Annotated in this window: 19 protein-coding genes; 3 read left to right on the top strand and 16 right to left on the bottom strand. The window is 69.0% G+C overall.

The annotated features are described in order from the left end of the window. Window positions 1–79 precede the first annotated feature (79 nt). The 11 genes from ACPXY0_RS14820 to ACPXY0_RS14870 all read right to left on the bottom strand — a co-directional run bounded on the left by ACPXY0_RS14820 (window position 80) and on the right by ACPXY0_RS14870 (window position 15175). Window positions 80–2911 carry a prolyl oligopeptidase family serine peptidase gene (locus ACPXY0_RS14820; RefSeq protein ID WP_423925839.1) on the bottom strand — a complete coding sequence of 944 codons (2832 nt, stop codon included), beginning with the start codon at window positions 2909–2911 and terminating at the stop codon, window positions 80–82. Window positions 2912–2993: 82 nt separating this feature from the next. After that, the gene (locus tag ACPXY0_RS14825; RefSeq protein ID WP_423925841.1) at window positions 2994–3761 is read right to left on the bottom strand and encodes a nucleotidyl transferase AbiEii/AbiGii toxin family protein; all 768 of its coding nucleotides are present in this window, start codon (window positions 3759–3761) and stop codon (window positions 2994–2996) included. A gap of 44 nt (window positions 3762–3805) precedes the next feature. Beyond that, window positions 3806–4588 carry a type IV toxin-antitoxin system AbiEi family antitoxin gene (locus ACPXY0_RS14830; RefSeq protein ID WP_423925843.1) on the bottom strand — a complete coding sequence of 261 codons (783 nt, stop codon included), beginning with the start codon at window positions 4586–4588 and terminating at the stop codon, window positions 3806–3808. A 161-nt stretch (window positions 4589–4749) separates the two neighbouring features. Continuing rightward, window positions 4750–6036 carry a choice-of-anchor B family protein gene (locus ACPXY0_RS14835; RefSeq protein ID WP_423925845.1) on the bottom strand — a complete coding sequence of 429 codons (1287 nt, stop codon included), beginning with the start codon at window positions 6034–6036 and terminating at the stop codon, window positions 4750–4752. Between the two features lie 23 nt (window positions 6037–6059). Next, window positions 6060–7220, bottom strand: a complete 1161-nt coding sequence (locus tag ACPXY0_RS14840; RefSeq protein WP_423925847.1) for a 6-bladed beta-propeller — start codon at window positions 7218–7220, stop codon at window positions 6060–6062. Then, window positions 7217–9238, bottom strand: coding sequence for an ankyrin repeat domain-containing protein (locus ACPXY0_RS14845; protein ID WP_423925849.1), 2022 nt, complete (start codon window positions 9236–9238; stop codon window positions 7217–7219). The genes ACPXY0_RS14840 and ACPXY0_RS14845 overlap by 4 nt, the downstream gene beginning before the upstream one ends. Before the next feature lie 8 nt (window positions 9239–9246). After that, window positions 9247–10674: a DUF1552 domain-containing protein gene (locus ACPXY0_RS14850; RefSeq protein ID WP_423925851.1), complete on the bottom strand. Its 1428-nt coding sequence runs from the start codon at window positions 10672–10674 to the stop codon at window positions 9247–9249. Next, complete coding sequence (locus ACPXY0_RS14855) at window positions 10671–13154, bottom strand: DUF1592 domain-containing protein (protein WP_423925853.1); 2484 nt, start codon at window positions 13152–13154, stop codon at window positions 10671–10673. Before ACPXY0_RS14855 ends, ACPXY0_RS14850 begins: the two co-directional genes overlap by 4 nt. Window positions 13155–13258: 104 nt before the next feature. Further along, on the bottom strand, window positions 13259–13459 hold the full coding sequence (locus tag ACPXY0_RS14860; protein ID WP_423925855.1) for a hypothetical protein: 201 nt from the start codon (window positions 13457–13459) through the stop codon (window positions 13259–13261). Window positions 13460–13485: 26 nt separating this feature from the next. Further along, the gene (locus tag ACPXY0_RS14865) at window positions 13486–13740 is read right to left on the bottom strand and encodes a hypothetical protein (protein WP_423925857.1); all 255 of its coding nucleotides are present in this window, start codon (window positions 13738–13740) and stop codon (window positions 13486–13488) included. 181 nt (window positions 13741–13921) lie between these two features. Next, the gene (locus ACPXY0_RS14870) at window positions 13922–15175 is read right to left on the bottom strand and encodes a PQQ-dependent sugar dehydrogenase (protein ID WP_423925859.1); all 1254 of its coding nucleotides are present in this window, start codon (window positions 15173–15175) and stop codon (window positions 13922–13924) included. 85 nt (window positions 15176–15260) lie between these two features. Between ACPXY0_RS14870 and ACPXY0_RS14875 the strand changes: the two genes are divergently transcribed. Further along, the gene (locus ACPXY0_RS14875; RefSeq protein ID WP_423925861.1) at window positions 15261–16550 is read left to right on the top strand and encodes an amidohydrolase family protein; all 1290 of its coding nucleotides are present in this window, start codon (window positions 15261–15263) and stop codon (window positions 16548–16550) included. A gap of 43 nt (window positions 16551–16593) precedes the next feature. After that, on the top strand, window positions 16594–17193 hold the full coding sequence (locus tag ACPXY0_RS14880; RefSeq protein WP_423925863.1) for a GNAT family N-acetyltransferase: 600 nt from the start codon (window positions 16594–16596) through the stop codon (window positions 17191–17193). 22 nt (window positions 17194–17215) lie between these two features. On the opposite strand, the gene ACPXY0_RS14885 is transcribed toward ACPXY0_RS14880, so the two are convergent. From ACPXY0_RS14885 to ACPXY0_RS14905, 5 genes are all read right to left on the bottom strand, one after another. Next, entirely contained in the window at window positions 17216–17839 is a 624-nt protein-coding gene (locus ACPXY0_RS14885; protein ID WP_423925865.1) for a DUF2911 domain-containing protein, read from the bottom strand. A gap of 36 nt (window positions 17840–17875) precedes the next feature. Next, complete coding sequence (locus ACPXY0_RS14890; protein ID WP_423925867.1) at window positions 17876–18925, bottom strand: carboxypeptidase regulatory-like domain-containing protein; 1050 nt, start codon at window positions 18923–18925, stop codon at window positions 17876–17878. 68 nt (window positions 18926–18993) lie between these two features. After that, on the bottom strand, window positions 18994–20349 hold the full coding sequence (locus tag ACPXY0_RS14895) for a Na+/H+ antiporter NhaC family protein (protein WP_423930707.1): 1356 nt from the start codon (window positions 20347–20349) through the stop codon (window positions 18994–18996). Between the two features lie 48 nt (window positions 20350–20397). Beyond that, entirely contained in the window at window positions 20398–21228 is an 831-nt protein-coding gene (locus ACPXY0_RS14900) for an MOSC domain-containing protein (RefSeq protein WP_423925869.1), read from the bottom strand. 7 nt (window positions 21229–21235) lie between these two features. After that, on the bottom strand, window positions 21236–22510 hold the full coding sequence (locus ACPXY0_RS14905; protein WP_423925871.1) for an NRAMP family divalent metal transporter: 1275 nt from the start codon (window positions 22508–22510) through the stop codon (window positions 21236–21238). 149 nt (window positions 22511–22659) lie between these two features. On the opposite strand from ACPXY0_RS14905, the gene ACPXY0_RS14910 reads away from it, so the two are divergent. Next, window positions 22660–25287 (top strand): M14 family zinc carboxypeptidase, encoded by a 2628-nt coding sequence (locus ACPXY0_RS14910; protein ID WP_423925873.1) that lies wholly within the window; start codon window positions 22660–22662, stop codon window positions 25285–25287. Window positions 25288–25318: the final 31 nt, after the last annotated feature.

Raw genomic sequence — 25318 nt, forward strand, 5'->3', positions numbered from 1 at the left:
TCTCTTCGTCCTCGGCCCGCGCGGCGCACAGCTTTGGGGGACACGATTCGCATCGTAGGGGGTCGCTCGTCCCGGGCGGCTAGCCGCCGGGTGGTTTCGCCGCCACGCGCTTCTTCTCCTCCTCCAGCGCGTCCAGCGGCACCCCGTCCGTAATCCACGCCGGCGGCGGTTCACCTTTCAGGTAGTGCCCGAACCACTCCAGGATCCGCCGGTGGTAGTCCTTCTGGTTCGCCTCCTCGCGGAAACCGTGGTCCTCCCCTTCGTAGACCAGCAGCACCATCTGTTTCCCGGCGCGGCGGGCGAAGTTGAAGAACTCGGTCCCCTGGTCCCAGTCCACCACGCCATCCTCGTTGCCGAAGGCCATCAGCAGCGGCGTCTCCAAGTTGTGCACCTCGTGGACCGGCGAATTACGCCGATGCGCCTCCGGATCCTCCCAGAACGGCACCTCCATGCGAGCCTGGCCGGTCTCCCAGTGGCTCAGCTCGGCGATTCCCGGGTTCCAGTGCAGCGCGCCCATGAAGCTCACGAAGTCCGTGAGCGGCGCGCCCGCCACGGAAGCCGCGAAGATGTCGGTCCGCGTGGGCAGGAACGTCGCCTGATACCCGCCCCACGAGTGCCCGATCAGCCCGACCGCGCCCGGGTCCGTCACTCCCATCTCGACGGCCTTCGCCACGGCCGCGCTCACGGACTCCAGCGCACTTACGCCCGGATCCCGCGCCCGATAAACGATGTCCGGCAGCAGCACCGCGTACCCATGCTGTGTCCAGGCCGTGTAGTTGTAGTAGTCCCGCTCGCTGGGCACGCGGAAGAGGTGCATCTGCGGGGAGAGGATCTCGTAGGTGTACACGATCGTGGGGACCGCGCTGCCCTCCTCGTAGTTCGCGGGAAGAAGGAGGACGAACTGAAGGTCGCGGCCCGATTCGCTCACGAAGTCGACCAGCTCCGCCCGGCCCCACGCCACCTCGTCGATGAAGGGGTTGATCTCGGTCATCTGGGCGGGGTCGGCGAGGTCGGGGCCGGCGACGAAGAGATCCGGTGGGTCGTCGAAGCGCTCGGCGCTGTAGAGCAACACGTCGGCGCTGTCGGCGCGGATGAGGCCCCCCACGTAAGCGTCTTGCAGGATCAGGGTCCCGGCCATCTCCCAGCCGCGGGTGAAGCGGGCGTAGCCGCGCTGCTCCGTCTTCTCGTTGTAAAGGGACAGATAGGGGCGCGAGTCGGGGTCGATGCCGGGCTCGTCGTCATCGGTGACGCGGGTCAACCGGTGGGTGATTCCCGTCTCGGCGCCGTGGGTCAGCCGCTCGCCTCCCGAGCCGTCGGGTGCGACGCGCCAGATGTCGTGCTTGTCGTAGAGCAGGACGGCGCTGTCCTCTTGCAGCCAGCCGCCGGGACCGAAATCGCGTGGGGGGGTTACGTCGGTGGGCGCGTCGTGGTCGATGTCGGCGAATTCAGCGGCCAACTCTGACGTTACGTCATGCCTCGCGCCCGTGGCGATGTGGAGGCTGTGGTAGGCGGCGCCGTCCCATGAGAGCAGCCAGTCGCCGCCCGCGCTTGGCCATTCGTAACGCACGCGGGTAAGGAGTTGGCGGCGCTCGCCGGTGTCCGCGTCAACGGCCCGGACATCGTGGTACGGACGGCCGAACATCGCGCCCCATGGGTAGGGCTCGATGATGTCTTCCAGGGCGTACTCCCAGCCGTGCAGGAGTTGAGCTGTGCCCATGAGGTCGGACCCGAGGACGACCACGCGGTCCTCGTCGAGGTGCCAGACGGCCAGCAGCGATCGCGTGCTGTCGCGGCCTTCCGAGACCTGCTGCTCCGGGAAGAGGCGGACATCCCCGGTGTGCCAGATCTGCAGGGCGGGGAGGTCGGGTTCGGAGTCGGAGGCCGGGGCGTCCGGGGAGCCCTGATCCGGTTCCGTCTCTACCTCCGGCTCGTCTTCCGTGCCGTCGCCGGGATCGTCGCCCTCTTCCTTCTCGATCGGCCTGAGCCCCAGAGAGATCATGCTGCCATCGTCCGACCAGGCGGGGGCGCGGTGATGGACCGCCTCGAGAGTGTCGGGGATGCCGGCGGTGTTCGCACCGATGACCATCGTCTCGACGCCTCGGTCCAGGTCGCGCCATGCCAGAACGTCGTAGGCGGTGCCGTCGGCGGAAGTGGCGTCGCTGGAGCGGAGGGCGGCCAGATCTGCGGAGTCATGGCGCCAGCGGAGGCTCCGGTAGGCGGAACTGGAAGCGTCGGCGGAACGCAGGGTACCGGCAGCGGCGTCGTACACCTGCACGCCGTTGCCCACATCGGTGCCGGTCGCGATGGCGAGCGCAAGAAGGGATCCGGTCGGGCTCCAGGCCATCTCGCCGACGTTGCCGAAGGTGGTCTCCGTTCCCGTTGCCAGCGTGATGATGCGGAGGTCGGCGCCCTTGCCCGAGGGCTCGTCCGGCGGGTAGCCACGCAGCGCCATGAAACTGCCGGAGGCGTCGAAGCGCTGCTCGGAGACCGCGTTGAACTCACGGGTCTCTCCGGTTTGCAGATCCATCACCGAGGCCTGCTCACGGATCGGTTCGTCGCTCTCCTCGAGCCGCTCCCGTTCCTCCGGCGGCAGACCGATGGTCCAGCTCAGCCAGCGGCCGTCGGGGGAGAACCGCGGCGCTGAGCCCCATGGGAAGATCCGGACGGAGTCCTCTTCGAGCTTGCGCACGCGGAGTTCCGACTTCTCGTCCACCCGGGTGACCACGTATGCGATCCACTCACCGAAGGGCGAGAACTCGACGACGCCGAGTCGCTCCCAGCGGCCGTAGTCGTCGGGGGTGACGAGGGGGCGGTCCTGGGGGGAAGCGGGGGAGGGGAGGACGAGCGTGAGACCGCAAAGGGCGGCCAGTGCGGCGAGCGTCGGGAAGCGGGAGGGGAGGGTCCAGGTCATCGGGCACTCTCCTGGGATCGCTGGAATCAGGGAATGCAAGTTGCGTGGTGATGTGGGACGATCGCCAGCGGGCGCCTGATGGTTACGCCGTCCCCTTCCACCGGTCGCCCGGCACGAGCGCGACGAATCGGTCCCTAACGACGTTCATGGCCGTGCCGATGTCCCACGAGAGTCCCGGTCGGAGCAGGGGGTCCATGTCTTCGCGGAAGTCGCGCAGCGTCTGTTTCCCTTGGAGATTCTCCTCGAACTGTGCCCGCGTGACGGAGTGGCCATTCTCCCTCATGTAACGAAGGAAGCACGTCAGAACGGTACGCGGGTCGACTGAACCCATCTCCAAGGCATACCAGAGATCGAAGAGGTCGCGCCCCTTCCTGCGCTGGTAGAGCGCCCTGAGCTTGGTTCCGAGCAGTTCCTCGAGTGCGTAAGTGGTCACTTCCGCAGTTCCGCCAAACCATGGACTGTCGACGAGAAACGCTACACTCCTGAGCCCGAGCTCGGAAAAGTGCTCTCGGGTGTTGATCTCAACCTTCAAGCGTAGTTTCAGCGGCGGCACATCTTCCGAAGCGAATCGGTACATCAGCTTGACCGCACCCTCCTTGAAAGTCCGCCGAGGTTCTCCCAACCACGGATCGAGCCGCGACCGCATCTGGTCAAGCGTATCTCCGATCGGCTCAGGGCGGACCTGAACGAGGTCGATGTCTTCCGAGTATCTTGGGGGCGGCGTCAGGTGGAGCTTGTACAAGGCGGTGCCGCCGCGGAAGGCGAGCCTGTTTGCCAGAGCGGGCACTCGAAACAGCTCGACCAGTGCTCGACTGATCACAAGATCCTGCTCGACCTGCGCGTCGATCACCCACGGCGCCTGGGCCCGCCAGCGTGTAATGTAGTCCCGAGGGATCATTCGTCCGGCTCGATGTCGACGTTCACGATGAGCTTCCAGGTTCCATTACGGTCGGCCCCGATGCGGCTGACGGCGCGGCGAAGGGGCGTGAAGCTTTGAGCGTGCGCGCTGACGAGGGGACGGAGCGCTCGGGCAAGATCAATTTCCTCGATGCGTTCGAGGAGATATCCGAGGCGCTGCGACCAGCTTACCGGTGACAGGTGTGCGGCCTCCACTAGACCCTCGGCCTCCATCTCGTCGACAAGATCGCGCAGGACTGCAAGAACGTTGCTTAACCCGCCGGCATAGTTGGGGTAGCCGACGAGTTCCAGCGCGGTCAGTTCGGGGGTGGAGTAGCGAGCCGTCCCGCGCGGCGTGTTGAACTCGCACACAGGCATTCGGCGGAGATCACGACGCGCGACGAACTCGACGCGAACCTGCCCGCACTCGATGGAGGGGCGGTTCTTTCGAACCATGACCTTGTCGACTTGCGGACGCTGGTGCGCCGCGCCGTGTCTCTGAGCGGCGCTGAGCAGCGCAAAATAGTAGGGCTCCCCGATCAGCCCCATCAGTTGCGGAATGAACTGCTCCGGCGGGAGACAGCCTCGGCTCCTGTATTCCGGCGGGATGATGATGTGAAAACTCTGCACGGGTTCGGCGATCGTGCCTCGGGCCTTTAGTCGCCGCAACTGCGCTCGAACGGCGCGCGGACTACGTCCGGTAGCCTTGGCGACGTCATCGGTGGTGAAGTGATAGTCTCCACGCGCCGCCAGGTTGGCGACATATTCCCGAGCAAACATGTTCCGACATCCTGCGGTTGTAATACGATTCTTCAGGAAAGTAATATATTATGTTACATATGCCAAGAATCGTCACGCACCGGGGCGGCGGCCCACGTTTTGATCGGGGTCCGGGAAGGAGGCAGGACCAGCGCCGGACGCAGAGGTCGGTACTGAGGAGGCTACTGCTGCAGACGCAGGACGAAGAGACCCTCGTCCCGGCTCGTGGCGACGAAGATGCCGCTCTCGAACCAGGGGTACGTCGACCAGGACCCGCCGAACGTCTTGTCGTCATGGTCCGGTACCGTATCGAAGAAGCCCTGATCCACGGGATGCGCCGGATTCGAGATGTCGAGGATCCGCACGCCGAACGTGTAGTTGGAGTGGTAGATCACATCCTCGTGGACGTAGATGTTGTGGTCGATGGCTTCGGTGGGGCCCAGGTGCTCCGTAACGAGGACGGGATCGTCCAGATCGGCCATGTCCCATACGAGCATGCGTGTGCGTGAGACCCGGTTGTTTCTTTCATCCCCTTCATCGTTCTGATAGAAATACCGGTGATCCTCGCTCAGCCATCCCTGATGGATGTAGTCGTGGTCGGCGTAGGTGGCGGTCGACAACGTCGTCGGGTTCGCCTTGTCGGTCACGTCCGACACGACGACCGCGGTCTCATTCGAGCCCACGCAGATCTCGCGGCCCGCGTGTTCCGCGTCGGGACCTCGATAGACGACGCACTGGACATCGTGGGTGTATCCAGTCCCATGCCAACCGGTGCCTGCCTCGGCGTGGCAACCCGCGAAGGTAGGGTTCTTCGGATCCGAGAGGTCGATCATGTGCAGGCCGCCCCCGCACGTTTCGCCACCGGAGTTGCTTCCGACGGCGTACGCGAAGCCGGTCTCTTCGTTGATCGCGAGGTTGTGGACGGCGCTCACATCCCGGTATCTGGCGTCCGCGCTCAGTTCCGTGAACTCAGTCAACTCACGAAGCCGCGTGAGGTCGAGCACCTGGATCCCGTGCCCCGTAATCTCCGAGACGACGTACACGTGATCCGCATACACTTTCATGTCCCGCCAGAGGGTCTCCGAGAAGGCGGAGGGCATGAACGCGACCGGCCTCGGTTCGACCGGGTTGGAGAGATCGACGATCGAGAGGCCGTCGAAGTGCCCGACGAGGGCGTACTCCACCCCCGTCTGCGGATCGGTCCAGCCCCAGATGTCGTTCAGGGAGGTGGCCACCCTTCCCGGCCGCAACTCGCGCGGAAGCAGCCACCCCACCAGGTCCACGCCCTCGCACGGGAAACCGGAGGCCGACCCGCCTTCGCAGGCGGCCAGCAGCGTGGCGACCGGTGCGGGCGGCGGCGGTTCCGGCGGATCAACCGGACCCGTCGGGCTCTCGCCGCACGCTGCCGAGAGAGAAGCCAGCAGGAGAGTCGCTCCTCGCACGGAGGCGCGAATGCGCCTGGCCTTCATCCGTTCGACTTCCTCCCGTCCCCTCAATTCGTCAGCAGCAGCCGCGGCCCGAGGAGTCGGTCGGGGTCGGCGTCCGGCTTCGGGGTGAACTTGTTGATCCAGCCCCCGCTGTACGACGCGATGTACAGATTACCCTCCTCGTCCATGTCGAGTTGGTGCGGCAGCGACAGGCCGCCCGGCCAGGTACCGCGGCCGATGGCGCCCGCCTGTCCGTAGGCGCCCCAGTAATCCTGAAGGACGCCGTTCCGGTCATACTTGAGCACGCGGTTCAGGCTCGCGTCCAGGACCCACACCGCGCCGTTCTCATCGAGCCAGATGTTCACGGGGTCGAAGATGTTCGGCCACTCCTCGATGAACTCCCCGTCGTGCGTGAACAGCTGCAGGCGCTCGTTCTGGCGGTCCGCGACGTAGACCCGATCCTCGTCCACCGCGAGGCCGTGAAGGAGATCGAACTCGCCCGCCCCGGTTCCCAGCGCGCCCCACTGCATGATGAACTCCCCATCCTCGGAATACTTGATGATCCGTGAATTCCAGTACCCGTCGGCGAGGAGGAAGCTCCCGTCCGGGAGAAACGCCAGCTTCGACGGCCACCCATAAGTATAAGGGTCCCAGTCGGATCGCGCGCGCGCGGCCTCTCGCGTCTTCGGATGGTCCCGCTCGCCCAGGCGCATGACGATCTCGCTGCCGTCGTTCGTGAACTTGACGACCCGCATGTGCCCCTGCCCGCCGCCGCTGTCGATCACCCACACATGCCGGTCGGGGTCGTAGGGGTTGATGTACGCCTGGTGCGGGAGCGTGAAGATCGAGTCCCACTGCGTCCACTGTTCGACGATCTCGCCGTTCCCGTTCGCGGCGACGACGAAGTTCGTCCGGCGGATCTGTCCGTTGCGGGGGGCCGAGCGGTCGGCGGGCCAGTCGCCGCGTGTGACGACGATGATGCGGTCCGCGTGGTCCACGGCCACGCCGGCCACCTGTCCCCAACCCCACTCGTCGTCGTGATTCGGGGCGGGCTTCCACCAGCCCTCGACGGGGTCGTAGGCGCCGGTGCGGTCGTCGCCGCCCTTCACGACGGCCCCGTTCGCCGGGTTCGCGGCCCGGCCTTCTCCGCCGCACGCCCAGGAGGCGGCCGCAGCCGCGGTCGCAGCCCCGATCGCGACGAGGAGCGTCAGCGGGCGAGTCTTCATTTCTCCCCCTTCGTCTGCTTCCTGTCCTTCTTCCCGGTCTCGGCCCCGGTCTCGGTCGTCACGCGTGCCGCGGGGGCCCACGGGTCGTTGACGCCGGCGCCGGGGCAGGCGTCGCCCGTGTCGAGGAAGTGGGTGTGGAGGCACTCGAGCGTGGACCCCAGCCGCGTCAGCAATTCGACGGTCTCGGGGTAGGGCACGCGGGTGAAGAACCCGGCCCGACCGCCGCGCGCCATGTCCGCCGTGGACTGCCCGAGACGGGTGATGGCCGTGACATCTCCACCCTGCGACACCAGATACTCGATGAGTTCGTTGTCGCCCCGCGAAGCCGCGTAGTGCATCGGCGTATAGAGCCAGGAATCGAGCTGGTTCACGTCGGCGCCCAGTTCCTCGATCAGGTGCTTCACCGCAGGGATGAACTGATTGGGACGGCTGCGGACGCTGAACGCGCCGAGACCCAGATAACCCCCGCCCGCCGCCGCGTGCAGCGGCCACGCGTTCGGGGCTCCCTCGGGAATCCAGGGCAGCGCGGAATCTTCCTGCTGCCGGCCGTCCTGCTGCCGTCGCTCCCGCATCCCGACTTCCGGCCAGCGCGTGGGCATGTTCGGGTCCGCCCCGTGCGCGACGAGCAGCTTCATGGCCTCGATATCCTGCGCGAAGGCCGCGCGCCAGATCGGCGTCGCCCCGGTGAGGTCGATCCCCATCTTCGTGAGCCCGAACTCCCAGTACCACAGGTGCGTGTTCAGCCGGGGGTCGGGGTCCGCGCCGGCTTCGAGCAGGGCGCGCAGCACCTCCATGTGCCCGGCCTGCTGGCGGTCCTGAGCACGCGGCTGAGGATAGTTGGACTTCGGGGCCCACTGCGTCTGCAGCGCGGCGAACAGGGGGGTGGCGCCGTCGGTCGAGGCGGCGAGATCCGGGTCGGCGCCGCGTTCGATGAGGACGAGCGCGAAATCGAACTGGCCGTTGAGCATCGCCATGAGGAGCGGGCTGGTCGCGTCCGCGCTCACCTGGTCGATGTCCGCGCCGCCGTCGAGAAGCGCCGCGGCCGCCTCGATGTGCCCTTCCCGCGCGGCGTGCAGGAGCGCGGTCGTGCCGCCGGTCATGCCGACAAGGACTTCGCGGTACGGGGGGCGCACGACGTCGGGGCCGCCGGGGTAGTCGGGCCCGACGCGGGCGAGCGAGTGCGCGCCGACCTCGCCTACATCGAAGCCGGAACGGAGGAACTCGCGCTGCGCGCGGATCGCCGCCTGGACGCGTGCCGGGGCGGGTTCGCCCGGCCACTCCGCTTCCGGATCCACCTCCGGCCCGTACGGTCCGATCGTCTCCGCCGGCGCGCCGATCCAGTCCCGGAAGCGGCGGTTGGCTTCACGGTCGAGCGCCAGACTGGGCAGGACGTCGACCGCGGCGGTCTGGATGCCGGGGTCGGCCCCGGCCTCGAGCAGCGCGGCCGCGGCCGCCGCCCGGTTCGCGGCGGCCGCGAACATCAGGGGTGTCTGCCCCGCCGACCCCTCGCGGGCGTTCGGGTCCGCGCCGTGGTCGAGCAGCGCGGTCACGGCCGCCGTGCCGTCCACGGTGCCCGCGGCGAGGTGCAGCGCGGTCACGCCGCTGTTCGTCGTCGCGGCGTTCGGGTCGGCCCCGGCTTCGAGAAGAAGCGCGACGACGGCGCCGTGCCCGCCGCGGCCAGCCATGTGGAGCGGCGTATAGCGACCGATGCGCGTCCCGGCGTCCACCGCCGCGCCCGCGTCGATCAGCGCCCGGGCCACTTCCGCGTGTCCCCGCTCGGCGGCCAGGTGCAGCGCGGTGATCCCGTCCCCCCGTGCCGCGTTCACGTCCGCGCCCTCCCGCACGAGCGCGCGCACGACCTCGACCCGCCCGTCCCGGGCGGCCGCGAGCAGCCGGTCGTCCGCGCCGGACGACCCTGCCTGCGCCGCCGCCGCCGCCGGGAGGAGCGCCGAAATCAGGAGCGCGACCATGGCGGAGTTCGCTCCGGGCGCCATTCCGCCCTTCGCTCCGTGCCTCATGCCGCGCCTCATCGCGCGCCGCTCCCGCCGGAGGCCGTCTCGCCCGCGAAATCGAGCGGCAAGGCGCCGTCGCTGTCGCCGAACGCGCTCATCTCCGGGTGTCCGATCTTCCGCATCAGGCTCACGAACGCGTTCGCCATCGGGGTCCCGTCCGGGGCCCGATGGTGCATGCCCCCGTCCAGTGCGCCGTTCGCCCCGCCCAGGAGCAGGAGAGGCGCGCGCCGGTGGTTGTGGAGGTTCCCGTCGGCCATCGGCGAACCCCAGACGATCGCCGTCTTGTCCAGCAGAGAGGCATCTCCCTCCACGGTGTCGCGCAGCTTCTCGAGGAAGTACGCGAGTTGGCCCAGCCGGTACGTGTTGATCCGGTTGAAGTCCATGATGTCCTCGGGGACGTTGCCGTGGTGCGAGGCCCCGTGGACGGACTTCGTCGTCCCGCTGTCGGGAAAAGCCCGGTTCGACTGATCGAACCCGGTCTTGAAGGTGATGACCCGCGTCAGATCGGTCTGCAGAGCGAGCGACTGCAGATCGAACATGAGCCGCATGTGTTCCTCGAAGGAGTCGGGGATCCCGGACGGCGCCTCCGGCATCTCCCGCTCCTCACCGCTCGCGTTGCGTTCCTCGACGAGCTGGATCCGGCGCTCGATCTCGCGGATATGGTCGATATACTCGTCCAGCGCGATCCGGTCCGCGGAGCCGAGCGCACTCCTCAGCCGCGCGACCTCGGTGGCGATCCAGTCGATCATGCTGCGGTCGGTGCGGCGGCGCGCCGCGCGATCCGCGGCGGTGTCACCCGCCCCGAACAGCCGCTCGAAGACGACGCGGGGCTCCCGGATCGCCGGGAGCGGCAGGTCGGGCGAGGCCCACGCGAGCGAGGTCGTGTAGGCGCAGTGGTAGTTGTACGCGCAGCCGCCGCCCCGATCGATCCCCTCGATGCACAGTTCCAGCGACGGGAGCACCGTCGCCTGCCCGACGCGCTGCGCGTGCAGCTGGTCGAGCGAAGTGCCAAGGTAGATGTCCGACCCCTGCGTCTGCTTCGGGTGCGCCTGGGTGAGGAACACCGCCGTCGAGCGGTCGTGGTCCCCGCCGATCTCCTCCGCGCGCGAGGCTTCGGCCGAGCGACAGTCCGTGTTGCTGACGATCGTCATGTACTCGCGGAACGCCTCCAGCGGCTTGAGCTGGCTGTCGGCCACGAGTTCGAAGTCCCGGCCGGTCGTCCCCGGTGCGAACAGGTGCCGGGCGTCGCCCCAGTCGCTCGAGCCCGCCGCCCCCATCGACTCCTCGACGCAGACCAGGCGCGTGAAGTTCGCGGCCTTCATCGGGTCGGCCCACAGCCGCCCCGCGGGAATCATCGCGTCGAGAAGGGGCAGGGCCACGCTGGCGCCGGCCCCCCGCAGGAAGGTCCGGCGCGAGAGGTGCGTGCCGGTGACAAAGTTCATGATCCAGCTCCTCCAGCTCGACTCGCGTCCCCCTGCTCGTCCACGACGGGCTGGGGCCGCGCCATCCTGAACGCGTCACTGTTCACGACGCCGAGGATGAACGAGGACATCCGGTAGTCGGCCGCTTCCGCTTCCCGCGCGATGGTGCGGATCCCGGGTTCGTCGAAGTATTCCACGCGCCGCCCGATCGCGTACGCGAGGAGGTGCGACGCGAAGTTCCGGACGAGCGGAATCGGCCGCTTCATCAGCACCGTGACGAGATCGGCCGGTGTACTCACGTCCGTCCCGTCGTAGAAAGTGCCGCGTGTGTCGAGCGGGACGCCGTTCTCGCGGATCCGGAGCCGGCCGGTCACGTCGTAGTTGTCGAGCGCGAGTCCGATCGGGTCCATGAAGCGGTGGCAGGAGCGGCACGTCGGGTTTGCCCGGTGCATCTCCAGCCGTTCGCGGGTCGTGAGCAGCCGCCCTCCCCGCGCCGATTCCGTGTCATCGAAGGCGGGGATGTTGGGCGGCGGGGGGGGCGGCGGAGTACCCATGAGCACCTCCATCACCCACTTGCCCCGCAGCACCGGCGAGGTCCGCGCCGACATGGACGTGAGGAGCAGCACGCTCCCGTGCCCCAGAACGCCGCGCCGGCTGTCGTCCGGGTAGGACACGCGCCGGAACTCGGGCCCCGAGACGCCCGGAATCCCGTAGTGAACCGTGAGCCGTTCGTTCAGGAAGGTGTAGTCCGCCGTGAAGAGTTCCAGCAGGCTCCGGTCCTCGCGCACGAGCCGGTCGAAGAGGAGTTGCGTCTCCCGCACCAGATCTTCGCGCAGTTGCCCCGTGAAGTCCGGGTACAGGTACGGTTCCGGCTGGTTGTCCTCCGCGTCCTGCAGCCGCAGCCACTGCGAGGCGAAGCGCGTCGAGAGCGCCTCCGCGCGCCGGTCCGCCAGCATGCGGCGTACCTGCGCTTCCAGGACCACTGGGTCCGAGAGCCGTCCGTCCGCGGCGAGGTCGAGCAGTTCTTCGTCCGGGATCGTCGACCACAGGAAGAAGGAGAGGCGCGAGGCGAGATCGAGATCCGTGAGCACGTAGCTCTCGTCGGCGGCCACACCCTCCGGGGCCCGCTCGAGCCGGAAGATGAACGACGGGCTGGCGAGGATCGCCTGCAGCGCCGTCCGGACGCCGACCTCGAAGCCCTCCGCCGCCACCGCCCCATCGTAGAACGACAGCGGCCCCTCGAGGTCCGCCTCGGTGACCGGCCGCCGGTATGCCTCGCGCGCGAGCCGGGTGACGATCTCCTCCGCGCAGGCGCGCGCTTCCGCGGAGGCTGTCGCCGCGGGTTGCGCCGGACGGCAGTGGAAGAGCTTGCGGCGGCTCGCCGTCTCGGAGAGCCCCGCGCTGCGCCGCGGGCCCGTGATCATGAGGTCGCTCAGATGGGGCAGCGCCGTGATCCCGTAGTTCGCCCACGCCTGCGAGTCCTCACCCCCGACGAACGACCAGCCCGGGGTCTTGAGGCGGTCTTCGTACGGTCCCTCGATCGTGCGCACGAACGCCGCCGCGATCTGCCGCTGGCCCGCCCGCACGAAGATCGGCTCGGTCCGGATCGGGAAGGTCGAGCGGCTGCCGTGCTCGAGGCCGAGGAGCGCGACCCCCTCGCCGTCGATCGAGATGTCGACATCCTGGAACCCGGTCCCCTGGCCGAAGAGCGTCTCGATCGTGAAGACATACTCGCCGTCGACCGGGAAGTCGTGGGTCACGGCCATCCCTCCGCGCGTCCCGTACGGCGTGCCCTCGAGGTGGTCCCACGCGTGCTGCGAGACCTCGATCGGGTTCGTGTATTTCGCCGAACGCGACAGGGCATCCGGGTTGCCGACCGCGAACCGGCTCACCTCCGTGGCCGCCCGCAGATAGGCTTCGAGCAGCGTGGTCGAGAGGCCCTGCGCGTCGGACATGTTGTCGAACGCGCCCAGATACGTGTCCGCCGGGAGCCAGCCGCTGGCGTCGATCTCGAGATCGAGGAGGTCGCGGATCACGCGCTCGTACTCGGCCCGGTTCAAGCGCTGGAAGCGCCGCGCGCCGGGGTTCGGATCCCGTGCGGCCGCGCGGTCGACCACCGTCTCCAGCGTCTCGACGAGCGCCAGGAGCGTGTCCGGCGACGGTCGCCGCTGGCCGGGCGGCGGCATCATCCCGGCGCGCAGCTTACGAATCATCTTCTCCGCCGTGGGCGCCCGCTCGTGCGCCGCCTCCACGTCGAACGTCTCCAGCGTGAGGTTCCCCCGCAGCAGGCGCTCGTTGTGGCAGCGCACGCAGTACCGCTGGACGACGTCGGTGAGGTCGGCGAAAGCGGGGGTCGGCGTCGGCGCGGGGGCGTCGACGTGTGCGGCCACGGTCTGCGGCGGTGGCGCGACGGGCGCGACATCCTGCGCACGGCTCCCCGACGGCCCACCCGCAACGGCAAGCCCGAGCCATATGACCGCACCCGTACTCAATGTCTTCATTCGCCGCCTTTGATGAGCGGGGGTGCGCGAGAACGCGCTTTACCCAGTTAAACTTAGGAAAAAAGGCATCCCGCCGGGAAGGGGCTTTCCGGTTCCGGGCCCGGTCAACTGGCCCGCCGCGAACGCCCCTCCAGCGCCAGCTCGTAGTCGATGGTCCGACGCAGATGGGTGTCGAAGCACCACTCGCACGTCGCGCGCCAACGACCGCGGCCGGGGATGCGGTCGTGCTCCGGAATCTCGGCGCCGTGGGGGCAATCCGGCTCGTGGTGGTGCACCGGAATGAGACGGGCGTGCCAAGGCGGCATTCCGGTTCTGGGCTCTTCGGGCATCATCACCGTGCTCCAGGCATCCTCACTTCGGGTCGACGCGCATCCAGGTTGGCGATCTGCGCCTGCAGACCGGCCATGTCGCGGCGAACATGGATCAGGGATTCGCGGGCCGCCACGGTCTCGTTGCGCAGCTGGATGATCCTGGCTTCGAGGTGAAGCCGCATCTCGAGAATCTTCTCGTTTATCATCTTGCCGACGGCCTTCGTGAGGACCTCGGCGGTCTGCTCGTCCATCAATCGAACCCTCTCATCGGCCATCCGGTTCGCACTTTCCGCTCCGGATCGCATCGTGTCCAAGCTTATGGAGAATACTTGGCGAGTCGCAAACGACGCCGAACGCCACGCGGAGGGTAACGCAGGAGATCAACGGAGCATCAAGACTGACCACGGGGGCAGGTCGAAGCGTGCTCGGGGTGACGGCGCGTAGCGGGCCCGGCCGCTATCTGCGGCCGGCGGGTACCAGCCGGACGATGCCGGTCGCGGGCCCGTCGATGTCGCGCGTCTCCCCGTCGACGGCGAGATAGACGAAGCCGTCCGGTCCCTGGCGCACGTCGCGGATGCGGCCGATGCTCTGGAGCAGCGTCTCCTCGTGGACGACCTGCCGCCCCTCGAGCCGCAGCCGCGCCAGACGCCGCCCGCTCAGCCCGCCCACGAGCATGTCCCCGCGCCATTCGGGGAAGGCGTCGCCCGTGTAGAAGAGCATCCCGGAGACGCCGATCGACGGGACCCAGATGTGTGTCGGCGGCGCCATGTCCTCACCGTGCGTCCCGGAGTGGATTCTCGCGCCGGTCCGGTAGTTCACCCCGTAGCCCACGACGGGCCAGCCGTAGTTGAGACCGGGCTCGATCAGGTTCAGTTCGTCCCCGCCCTGCGGACCGTGCTCGTTCTGCCACAGGTCGCCCGTCTCCGGGTGAACCGCCATCCCCTGCGCGTTCCGGTGACCCCACGTCCAGATCTCGGGGTGCACGCCCTCCTGGCTTACGAACGGGTTGTCTTCCGGAACCCGGCCGTCGTCGTGGATGCGGATCGTGCTCCCATTGTGATTCGACAGGTCCTGGGCCGGGTGCGCCGTGAGGTCGCCCGCCGAGGGCCACTGCCGGTCGCCCAGCGTCATGAACAGGTAGCCGTCGTGGTCGAAGGCGAGGCGCCCGCCCCACATCGAACTGCGGTCGGTCCCGTTCCCGAACGCGTCCGCGTGGAACAGTTCCTCGACATCGGTCAGTCGGTCATTCTCGAACCGGCCCCGGGCGATCGCGATCGTGCCCAGCGAGTCGGCACCCGGCTTCACGTAACTGAGGTACAGCAGCCGGTTCGTCGCGAAGTCCGGGTGAAGGATCGCGTCGCGTAGCCCGGCCTGCTCGAAGCCGCTCATGGAGCGCGCGCCGCGACCCAGCGCCCGGATCGGAGGCAGACCCTCCACGGAATCGGGCAGGAGGACGCCATCCCGGATGATGCGGAGCCGCCCCGGCCGCTCGGTGACGAGCAGATCGCCCTCCGGCGTGAAGGCCATCGAGAACGGCCGCACCAGATCGTCGGCCACCTCCTCGACCCGGAAGTCGTGGAGCGCCGTCTGGACGATGTCGTCGCTGGCGGCCCCTCCAGGGTCCCCCGCGGCACACCCCGCGAATGGCACGAGCAGCAGCAGGAAAGCGGTGCGTTCGAAGTTGTGCGGAGTGCGGGAGATCTGGGTCATCGCAGGCTCGGTCTCGTCCGTGTACACGCGAGCAATCGGGCTCCTATACTAATGGCGTCCCAACAGAGCCTGACAGGAGGTTGAAATGCGTCGAACCACGAGATCCCCATCGGTCACCCTGACCCGCCTCGCGATCCTCCTTCCGGCTGCAGGGCTTGTGGCGGGCTGCGCGTCGGACGGCACCGAAGATGGCGCCGGCGCGGTCGCGTACGAGGGTGCCCGCGTGATCACTGGAGACGGCTCGGTGATCGAGTCCGCCGTGTTCGTCGTCGAGGACGGGCAGTTCGCGGCGGTCGGGGCGAGCGGCGAGGTCGAGGTGCCCGCCGGCGCCGAGCGGGTCGATCTCTCCGGGAAGACGGTCATGCCCGCGGTCGTGAACGCGCACATCCACCTCGCCTCCGAACGGGACGAACGGACCGCTCAACTTCAGCACATGGCGTACTACGGGGCGGGGGCCGTCGTGAGCCTCGGCACCGAGAGCGGCAACGTCGGCTTCCAGATGCGGGAGGAACTCGTCCCGGACGCCGCCCGTTCGAAGACGGCCGGCCGCGGGATCACGATGCCGGAGCCCGGTCGCTCCGATGTCCCCTACTGGATCGAGACGGAGGAGGAGGCGCGCACCGCGGTTCGGGAACTGGCCGAGCGGCAGGTCGACATCGTGAAGATCTGGGTCGACGATCGCGGGGGGCAGTACGAGAGGCTCTCCCCGGAACTCTACGGCGCGATCATCGACGAGGCGCACCAGCACGGGCTCATGGTGACGGCGCACGTCTTCTACCTGGAAGACGCCAAGGGGCTGCTTGAGGCGGGAATCGATGTCTTCGCCCACGGCGTGCGGGATCTCGACGCGGACGACGAACTCATGGAACTCTGGGCCGAGCGCCCGGAGGTGGTCCTCGTGCCCAACCTCCCCGGGCCGGGGGTGGCGCTTGACCTGTCCTGGCTGAGCGGCACCGTGCCCGCCGGGCAGCTGGCCGAGATGCAGGCGGCGTCCGCGGACAACCCCGCCGCGCAGGAGGCGTTCGGCATCCAGGCGCGCAACCTCGCCCGCTTCGCCGAGGCCGGCGTGACGATCGCCTTCGGCACCGACGGCAACGCGGCCTGGGCCCCGCATCAGGAGATGGAGGACATGGTCCGCTCCGGGATGACGGCGGGCGACGTCATCGTGGCCGCGACGAAGACCTCCGCCGAGCTGATGAGCTGGGACGACCTCGGCGAGATCGCGGCGGGCAAGAGCGCCGACTTCATCGTGCTCGACGCGAACCCGCTCGACGACATCATGAACACACGGCGGATCGACGCGGTCTACCTGCGGGGGACGATGGTCGACCGGGAGGGGATCAGCGCCCGCATGCTCGGCGCGGGAACCGAGTGACCGTCGGTCCCGTGACCGCCGTTCCCGACCTCGGGACGCTTCGATGATCGAACTTCAACCCGTGACGCTCGAGGGCCACGGCGTCCGGCTGGAGCCGATGGGTCCCGAGCACGCCGACGCGCTCGCCGAGGCGGCGGCGGACGGCGAGTTGTGGAACCTCTTCTTCACCTTCGTCCCCGCCCCGGACGAGGTCACGGACTACATCGAGACCGCGCTCGAGGGTCAGGCCGCCGGCCACATGCTGCCGTGGGTGGTTCGGCTCCTGGAGACGGGCGCCGTGATCGGCTCCACGCGCTACCACGACATCCTGCCGCAAGTGGACCGGATCGAGATCGGCTACACCTGGTACGGAGCGAGCCACCAGCGAACGCACGTCAACACCGCCTGCAAGCTGCTCCTCATGACGCACGCGTTCGAGACGGTGGAGTGCGGAGTGGTGGGACTCCGCACGGACGGCATGAACCTGCGCTCACAGCGGGCCATTGAAGCGCTGGGCGCGAAGAAGGACGGCGTCCTCCGCAACCACTCGCTACGCCGCGACGGGAGCGTCCGCGACGACGTGATGTACTCCGTGCTGCGCCACGAATGGCCCGCCGTCAAGCGGCACCTCGAGACCCGCCTCTGGCGCCACCGACCAGCTTGACGGTGGCGCCGGGCGTCTCGGCTTACATGCCGAGCGGGATGTCGACCTGGGTGTTCTCCCACGAGAGACGGAGCGCGCCGTCCATGTGCTCGAAGGTCATCATCTCGACCATCCCCGCGGTGGCGGAGGGCGTGGCGCTGAAGCTGCCGATCTCGGCGCTCCGGACCTCGGCGTCGATCGGGATCCCCCAGCGCTCGAAGTTCGAGTTCAGGTGGAACTCCCACTCGGTCTCGCCGGGCGTCGCGTACAGCGAGTAGCTCCCGGGCGCGAGCGAGACCCCGCCGACCGTGGCAACCGCCGACAGGTGCAGCGTCGTGGGCTCGTTCGCCCCCACGCGCCAGGGCTCGCCGAACGGAACGAGTTCGCCCATGACCACGCGCTCGCGAGCCGAAGGCGCTCCGTAGCACAGCAGCGCCTCGCCACCGCCGGCCGAGAACCGAAGCTCCTGTAGCGGGCTCTGCCGTCCCTCGGCGTCCCCCATCACGACACAACTCAGTTCGGCAGACACCATGTCCGCGGACGCCATTTCGGCCGAGGCCATGTCGTCCCCGGCCTCGTCCATCTCCGCCATCTCGGCCTCGCCGGATCCTCCGCCGCACCCCGCGACGAAGAAGACGGCCAGGTACCACGCATTGCTTCTCCTCATCTCTTCCCTCTTCTCCTCAGGTCTCTCTTCCGAGACCTATTTTGTCCACACAACGATGATCCCGCACCGTGATGCGGGGAACTCCGCCGGACCCGACGCGAGTCCCTTGTATACCTCGATGCCTGCGATCTCGACCGGCTTCACGAACTCGTCCAGCGCAGCCCCCCTCGCCGGCATGCCGTCCACATAGTAACTCAGCGGACAGGCATCGGGCGTGAACCCCGACGACAGCCTCGTGTTCACCAGGCGGCACGTGGTACGCCGGAGGCCGCACTCGAGTCGGATGCCCGACTCGTCGGCGATCATGTGCGAGATCAGCACCGGTCTGCGACGATCGACGTCATCCGCCGTGTAGAAGGTGCCCGTGCCGGCGAGTTCACCCCAGTACCTGCGCTCGTAGAACCCCTTGACCTCCAGCCGGCGCAACCTCAACGCCGTCGCCACGAGCGGTTCCATCTCCACCGGGTCCGGGACCAGACCGATGTCCACCTCCGTGGTAAGGCCACGTGAGATCTCGACCATATGCGAAAGCGGAGCGTAACCGAGGTGCCGCACGGCCAACTCCTGCATTCCGACCGGAACACCGCTGAGGACGAACCGCCCCCGGCGGTTGGTCTCGGCCACCTCCATGCGACCGGGGACGGACACCGCCGCCGCGACCACCGGATCATCCGTCAGGGCGTCCCACACCTCGCCGATGAGCCGCCCGGTCCTTACCGGCCCCGAGCGCAGCGTGAGTTCTACTTCGTGGGAGGCCCCGGCGACGATGACGACCACCGCCTCCTCGCTGGACGCGTCCCCGAACTCGGCCCACAGCGTGGCCTGTCTCGCGTCCCGCGGAGCACAGAGAACCAGACGCCCACCGCTTCCGACATCCTCGCGCACCGGCCTTCTCACCCGCTCGGTGTCGGTCCACCGCACGATCACGGTCGCGTTCGGCACCGGAACCGCCCCGGACTCGTCAAGGACCACCGCCCCCAGAACCGCACGGTCGTCACAGTCCGGGTCCTGGGCCGCGAGATCCCCCGCGCCGGCTCCAAATCCGAGCAGCGCGACGAGGACGGCGCGAGGTCCTCGTCCGGTCATGCTGGCGGGTTCGACATGCAGAGCGCCTCCTCTCTCCCCTCCCAAGATCAAGAAACCGCGACGAGGGATCAAGCGAGAACGAGGAAACCTCCGGCGGCCAGCGCCGCCGCGAAGAGGGCGTAGGGGAGTTGCGTGAGCGCGTGCTCGACCACGCCGCAGCCGGCGCCCCGCGCGGCCAGCACGGTCGAGTCGCCGTAGAAGCAGGCGTGGCTCCCGAACGCGCTCGCCGAGATGAGCGCGCCGATGACGAGCGGCATCTCCGCCCCGACGGAGTCCGCGAGCGGCAGCACGATGGGGATCGCCACCGCGAAGATTCCCCAGAAGGAGGCCGTCGCGAAGGCGACGAACGACATCGTGAGGAAGGTTACGGCCGGGAGGAGCCGAGGCGTCATCAGCGGTTCCACCGTCTCGATGAGGTAGGCCGTGAGGCCGAGCCCGTCGTTCACCTCCTTGAGGAGGAAGCCGCCGAACACCGTCGCCAGCGGCACGATCATCGTGAGGACCCCCGCCATGGCGGTGTCGAGCGCGGCGCGTACGCGCAGGAGCCGCGTGCCCACCACCATGATGAGCGTGATGCCGAGCGCCACGACGACGCCCTTCAGGATGTCGAGGTCGAGCAGCCACGTGGCGGCCACGAGCGTCACGATGGGGAGGACGAAGTGCCACGGGCGGGCGCGCGCGGCAGCGGCCGCGTCGATGTCCCCCTCGAGTGCGGCCTCCTCGAGGCCCGGGGGGACGACCTGGCCGGTCTCCCGGGCGCGGCGTTCGGCCTTCCGCATCGGCCCGAGCGCCGGGACGAGGCCGATCCCGACCAGCACCGCCATGGCGACGGCGATCCACGCGTACAGCATGTACGGGATCGCGTCGGCGTAGAGGGCGAGGCCGCGGCCGGGTTCCGCCCATCCGGTGTCCTCGAGCAGGCCGGCGAAGAAGGCGGCCCATGTGGAGATGGGGACGAGGATGCACACCGGCGCGGCGGTCGAGTCCACGACGTAGGCGAGCATCTCGCGCGAGACGCGGTGGCGGTCGGTGAAGCGTTTCACGGAGGAACTCACCGCGAGCACGTTCAGGTAGTCGTCGATGAACACGACGAGCCCCAGCAGCCACGTCACGGCCAGCGACCCGCCGCGACTCCGAATGCGCGCGGAAGCGGCATCGCCGAAGCTGGCCGCCGCGCCCACCCGGACGAGAAGCGTGATGAGGCTGCCGAAGAGGGCGCAGACGAGGATGATCCAGCCCACCGTCTCGTTCTGCATGACGGCGACCATGCCGTCGGTGAACGCCGTGAGCGGATCGCTCGGCGCCAGGATCACGAACCCGACGATCGCGCCCGCGATAAGCGACTCGACCGGCCGGCGCGTCGCTATGGCGGCGGCCAGCACGACCGCGGTCGGGATCAGGCTTACGGCGCCGAAATGCTCCAGCGGGGACTCCCTTCCCCGGAGGCGAGATCTCGCGCCCCCAGCGGCGGTCTAGGCGAGGCACACCTCGTCGCCGACCCTGACGGTGCCCGCCCCGGCCACCTCGCACTTCACGCCGACGTTCCCCTCGTTATGGTCGAAGGCGGCACGCAGCACCCGCGGATCCTTCGGCAGTTTCCCCTGCGGGAGCGTGACCATGACGCAGCGCAGGCACGGCTTGGTCACCTGCATGCGGGCGTCGCCGATGTGCAGCGCTCGACCCACCCAGGCGTTCTCGACGAACCCCCGCGCGCCGGCGGCCGGCTCGATGATGATGTTGGGCCGGAACCGGTCCGGGTGGAAATCGCTCCCGGGCACGAGAGCACGCAGGTGCTCCAGACTCGCCGTGGTCAGGACGTGCAGGCTCGAGCTGTCGAAGAACTCTCCGGTCGGCAGTTCCCACGACGTGATCTCGTCGCGGTACGTACGTCCGTCCTGGACCAGTCCGTCCATGTCGGGCCAGTGGTACTCGCACGTCGCGCCTTCGGGCGACTCGGTCGCGAACGCCACGTCGCGATCCAGCAGCGTGCTCAGGCGGGCCTCCAGCCGCCGGCGGTCGGCGCTCGATACGGTTTCCCCGCCCTCGAACCGGACCACAATCGGCCCGTCCCCGTTCTCCCCCGCGAAGCTCGCCGAGAGACCGAACACGGCGCCCCACGTGCGCGGCCGCTTGGCGCTCACCACGCGTCCGGTCGCGCGGTCTACCAGCGCCCCGGCCCGGTCCCCCTCCACGCCTCGGGGTGTAATCCAGACCGCTTCGAGGCGTTCGCCGCCCATCGACTTCACGGGGTAGCGGTGAAGACGGACGACGCGCCCCACGACTTCCGTTGACGCGGCGCTCACGGGAGGCTCACAGGAGCAGCGACGCGAGGTAGGCGACGCCGGTCCCGCCGAGGAGGACGAGCCCCACCCAGGTGAGGGCGACCATGCGGCGGCCCGGCCGGTGCTCCGCCGGCACCGCGGAGGAGGTCACGGCGCGCAGGTTGAAGTAGCCGAGGATGGGCGCGGTGAGAAAGGCCACGATCGTGGCGAAGTCCACCATCGCGGTCAGGCTGCCGGAGAAGCCGAGGATGATGAAGATGGCGATGAGAGGGAGCGCGATCATGCTCCCCCAGTAGACCCCGCCCACCCGGGTGACGGTCTCCGCCGCGACGCTACCGCGCAGGTTCGCGAGCGTGCGCTCGATCGCCCGCGGAAAACCGTCCGTCACGGCGAGGAGGCTCGAGAAGATCGTCGCCATCGCCGCTACGAGGACGATGGGACGGGACCAGGAGCCGAGCGTCGTGCTGTACATGTCGACGAGTTGCGTCGAGAACACGGCACCGGCGCCGCTCAGGGTCACATCCGCCTGGTAGAGGACCGTGGCCCCGACCGACACGAAGACGAGGGCGAGGATACCCGTCCCGACAAACCCGACCAGGAAGTCACGCCTCGCGTCCGCGACCGATGTCCGGGCGCCCGTCGACTTGTCCTTGGCCAGCGTCCACAGGCTGCTCCACACCGCCACGTCGACGGGCGACGGCATCCACCCGATGAGGGCGAGGAGGAACGCGAACGGGACGACGGTGCCGACGATGTCGCCCGGCCACAGGGCGAGCGTCGAGAGGTCCGCGCGCGGCGCCGCCACGAGCGCGGTCGCCACGGTCGAGAGGACGAGCATCGCGAGCAGGATCTTGATCGTGATGTCGAGGCCCCGGTAGCGCCCCACGACGAGGACCGTCACGCAGGCGCCCATCAGCACGGCCGCCGTCGCCGCCAGCGGCCACTCCGCCCCGAACGCGTACCGCGTGAGGAAGGCCATGAACATCGCCAGGGCCGCGAGCGAGATGATCGCGGTGACGAGGGTGATGGCGAGAAACAGCCACAGCGCCCAGCGTCCGATGTCGCGGTATCCCTCGACCAGACTCCGGCGCGTGGCGGCCGCGTACCGCGCCCCGTACTCGAAGAAGGGATACTTGAGGATGAGCGCGAAGACGATCACGCCGACGAAGGCGAACCCCGCCTCCGCCCCCGCGCGCGTGGACTGCACGAGGTGGGAGACCCCGATGGAGGTCGCGGCCCAGATGAGGCCGGGGCCGAAGCTCTTCCAGAAGGTGGAGCCGGTGCGCGCGGCGGGTTCGCTCATTGGGTCTTCTCCGGCCGGACCGTGGGTGGCGGGGCAAAGGTCGGACGAACCTGAGGATGAACCTCGATCGCCCCATGGTGCAACGCCGCGCGGATCGTGCAATAGTGAGTCGCCGTCCGTCCGTTCCCCGAACCCCGGAGAAGTGCCCCGTGCTATCCACGCTCGCGCTCGCCGCCGCGATCCAGCTGCCCACCCAGGCGCAGGAACTCGCCCCCGGAGCGCGCTACGACCCCGAGATCCCGACGCTCGAAGAGGTGGCGGGACACGGCTTCCGCGAGGCCGTCACGCCGCCCGACGATGTGATCCGCTACATGGAGGCGCTCGCCGCCGCCGCCCCCGAGCGGACGCGACTCATCCGCTACGCCGAGAGCTGGGAGGGCCGGCCGCTCGTCGTCCTCGTCATCGGGTCGCCGGAACGGATGGCGCGGCTTGAGGAGGTGAAGGCGGGGATCGCGCGGCTCGCCGATCCGCGCGGGCTCTCGGACGCGGAGGCCGAGACGCTCCTGGCCGAGCTGCCGGTCGTGACCGCGCTCATGCACGGCGTGCATGGCAACGAGATAAGTTCGAGCGGGGCCGCCATGGCCGAGGCCTATCAGCTGCTCGCGGCCATCGGAGATCCGGACGTCGATCTCATCCTCTCGGAGTCCCTGGTTCTGATCGATCCCATGGAGAATCCGGACGGGCGCAACCGCTTCGTGTACCAGAACGGGATCGCGCGGGCCCGGTGGCCGGACGAGGCCGGCGTCTCCGCCGAACACGACGAGCCGTGGCCCGGCGGGCGCGGGAACCACTACCTGTTCGACCTCAACCGGGACCTCTTCATCCAGAGCCAGCCCGAGACGCGCGGGAAGGTGGACATCTTCCTCGAGTTCCGGCCCCACATCGTGGCGGACCTGCACGAGATGGGAGGGGACGCGACGTACTTCTTCCCGCCCACGGCGCCGCCCTCCAACCGATGGTACGGGGAGCGGCAGATCGCGCTCATGGACGTGTTCGGGGAGGCGATCGGGGCCCGATTCGACGCGCGCGGGTTCGCCTACTTCAACCGGGACGTGTACGACCTCTTCTATCCCGGCTACGTGGACATGTGGCCCATGGGCCACGGCGCCCTGGGCATGACGTACGAGCAGGCGAGCGCCCGGGCGCTGACGCTGCGGCGATCGGACGGCGACCTGCTCACGTACGGCGACGGCGTCCTGCACCACTTCACGGCGGCGATCGAGACCGCCCTCACCTCCGCGAGGAACCGTGAGCGGATCCTGCGTGACTATCTCGCCTTCCGGCGCGAGGGGATTGCGCTCGGGGAGCGGGGCCCGGCGGAGATCGTGCTGCACTCCTCGCACGACCCGGGGATGGCGGCGCGGCTCGCGGAGATGCTGGCGGAGAACGGGATCGAGGTGTTCCGCGCCTCCGGGCCGGTGACCGTCGGCGAGCGGACGCTGGCGGCGGAGGCGAGCTTCATCGTGCCGCTGGACCAGCCGACGCACCGCTTCATCCACAACCTCCTCGACGCGCACGTCCCCATGGAGGAGGACTTCGTGCGGCGGCAGATCGAGCGCCGCGCGAACCGGCAGCCGGACGAGATCTACGATCTGACCGCGTGGAGCCAGGCGCTGCTGTGGGACGTGGAGGCGATCGAGACGCCCGCGACCGGCGCGCGCGGCGAGGCCATCGCGGCGGGGGCGGGCCCGCTCGAGGCGGGCGGGGCGGAGGCGGACGTGCCCGCGCTGCCCGAGGCGCTCGTTGGCTACCTGATCCCGTGGGGCACGAACGGGGCCGCGGCGGTGGTCGAGGCGCTCCGCGAGGGCATCCGTATCCGGGCGGCCGGCGCGGAGTTCACGCTGGACGGCCGCCGCTTCGGCGTCGGCACCGCGATCGTCCGTGCGGCCGAGAACGACCCGGGCCTGCCCGGCCGCCTGGCCGGCATCGCGGCCCGCCACGGCGCCGAAGTCGTCCCCATCGACGACGCGTACGTGCGCGAGGGCATGTCGCTGGGGAGCCGCCGAGTCCGGGCGCTGCGCGAGCCGCGCGTGCTGCTCGTTTACGATGCCCCCGGGCGGAGCCTCTCCGTGGGCTGGGCCCGCTACGTCCTCGAGCGGCGCTACGGCCAGCGCACGACCGCCGTGCGGGCCTCGAGCCTCGGCCGTGCGCGGCTGACCGACTACGACGTCATCGTCTTCCCGAGCGGCAACTATGGCGGCGCCGTGGGCGACGGCCTCCTGGACCGCCTGCGGGCCTGGATGCGCGACGGCGGCACGCTGATCACGATGGCCGAGTCCTCGGGCTGGGCCTCGCGGGCCGGCCTCCTCGACACCGAAACTGAGCGCCGGGGCGGCCGGGCCGAGGGCGACGATCCGCCCGAGCCCGACACCCCGGAGCAGCCCATCGAATACCTCGACGCGATCTCGCCGGAGGATGAGTCGCCCGAGGGCGTGCCGGGGGCGATCCTGCGCACGCTGCTCGACACGGAGCACTGGTTGGCGGCGGGCACCGATGGCGAGATCGGCGTCCTCGTCGAGGGCTCCCGTGTCTTCCGCCCCATCACGCTGGACGAAGGCACGAACGTCGGCCGCTACGCCGATCTCGAGAATCTCGTCCTCAGCGGGATCGTGTGGGAGGAGTCGCGGCCGCAACTGGCCAGCAAGGCTTTCCTCATCCATCAGTCCGTGGGACGCGGCCAACTGGTGGCCTTCGCTGAAGACCCGAACTACCGTGCCTATGCCGAGGCGACGCAACTCCTGTTCATGAACGCCGTCCTGCTGGGGCTAGGTCGATAGCCCGAAGTCTTCGGCCGGAGCGCCGCCCGCC

Source organism: Candidatus Palauibacter sp., assembly GCF_965237495.1.
In the GTDB taxonomy this organism is placed as follows: domain Bacteria; phylum Gemmatimonadota; class Gemmatimonadetes; order Palauibacterales; family Palauibacteraceae; genus Palauibacter.

Excerpts from the sequence above, each read along its gene's own strand:
- ACPXY0_RS14820 (WP_423925839.1), bottom strand. The coding sequence starts at position 2,911 with ATGACCTGGACCCTCCCCTCCCGCTTCCCGACGCTCGCCGCACTGGCC.
- ACPXY0_RS14830 (WP_423925843.1), bottom strand. The coding sequence starts at position 4,588 with ATGTTTGCTCGGGAATATGTCGCCAACCTGGCGGCGCGTGGAGACTAT.
- ACPXY0_RS14835 (WP_423925845.1), bottom strand. The coding sequence starts at position 6,036 with ATGAAGGCCAGGCGCATTCGCGCCTCCGTGCGAGGAGCGACTCTCCTG.
- ACPXY0_RS14840 (WP_423925847.1), bottom strand. The coding sequence starts at position 7,220 with ATGAAGACTCGCCCGCTGACGCTCCTCGTCGCGATCGGGGCTGCGACC.
- ACPXY0_RS14845 (WP_423925849.1), bottom strand. The coding sequence starts at position 9,238 with ATGAGGCACGGAGCGAAGGGCGGAATGGCGCCCGGAGCGAACTCCGCC.
- ACPXY0_RS14850 (WP_423925851.1), bottom strand. The coding sequence starts at position 10,674 with ATGAACTTTGTCACCGGCACGCACCTCTCGCGCCGGACCTTCCTGCGG.
- ACPXY0_RS14855 (WP_423925853.1), bottom strand. The coding sequence starts at position 13,154 with ATGAAGACATTGAGTACGGGTGCGGTCATATGGCTCGGGCTTGCCGTT.
- ACPXY0_RS14860 (WP_423925855.1), bottom strand. The coding sequence starts at position 13,459 with ATGCCGCCTTGGCACGCCCGTCTCATTCCGGTGCACCACCACGAGCCG.
- ACPXY0_RS14865 (WP_423925857.1), bottom strand. The coding sequence starts at position 13,740 with ATGGCCGATGAGAGGGTTCGATTGATGGACGAGCAGACCGCCGAGGTC.
- ACPXY0_RS14870 (WP_423925859.1), bottom strand. The coding sequence starts at position 15,175 with ATGACCCAGATCTCCCGCACTCCGCACAACTTCGAACGCACCGCTTTC.
- ACPXY0_RS14875 (WP_423925861.1), top strand. The coding sequence starts at position 15,261 with ATGCGTCGAACCACGAGATCCCCATCGGTCACCCTGACCCGCCTCGCG.
- ACPXY0_RS14880 (WP_423925863.1), top strand. The coding sequence starts at position 16,594 with ATGATCGAACTTCAACCCGTGACGCTCGAGGGCCACGGCGTCCGGCTG.
- ACPXY0_RS14885 (WP_423925865.1), bottom strand. The coding sequence starts at position 17,839 with ATGAGGAGAAGCAATGCGTGGTACCTGGCCGTCTTCTTCGTCGCGGGG.
- ACPXY0_RS14890 (WP_423925867.1), bottom strand. The coding sequence starts at position 18,925 with ATGACCGGACGAGGACCTCGCGCCGTCCTCGTCGCGCTGCTCGGATTT.
- ACPXY0_RS14905 (WP_423925871.1), bottom strand. The coding sequence starts at position 22,510 with ATGAGCGAACCCGCCGCGCGCACCGGCTCCACCTTCTGGAAGAGCTTC.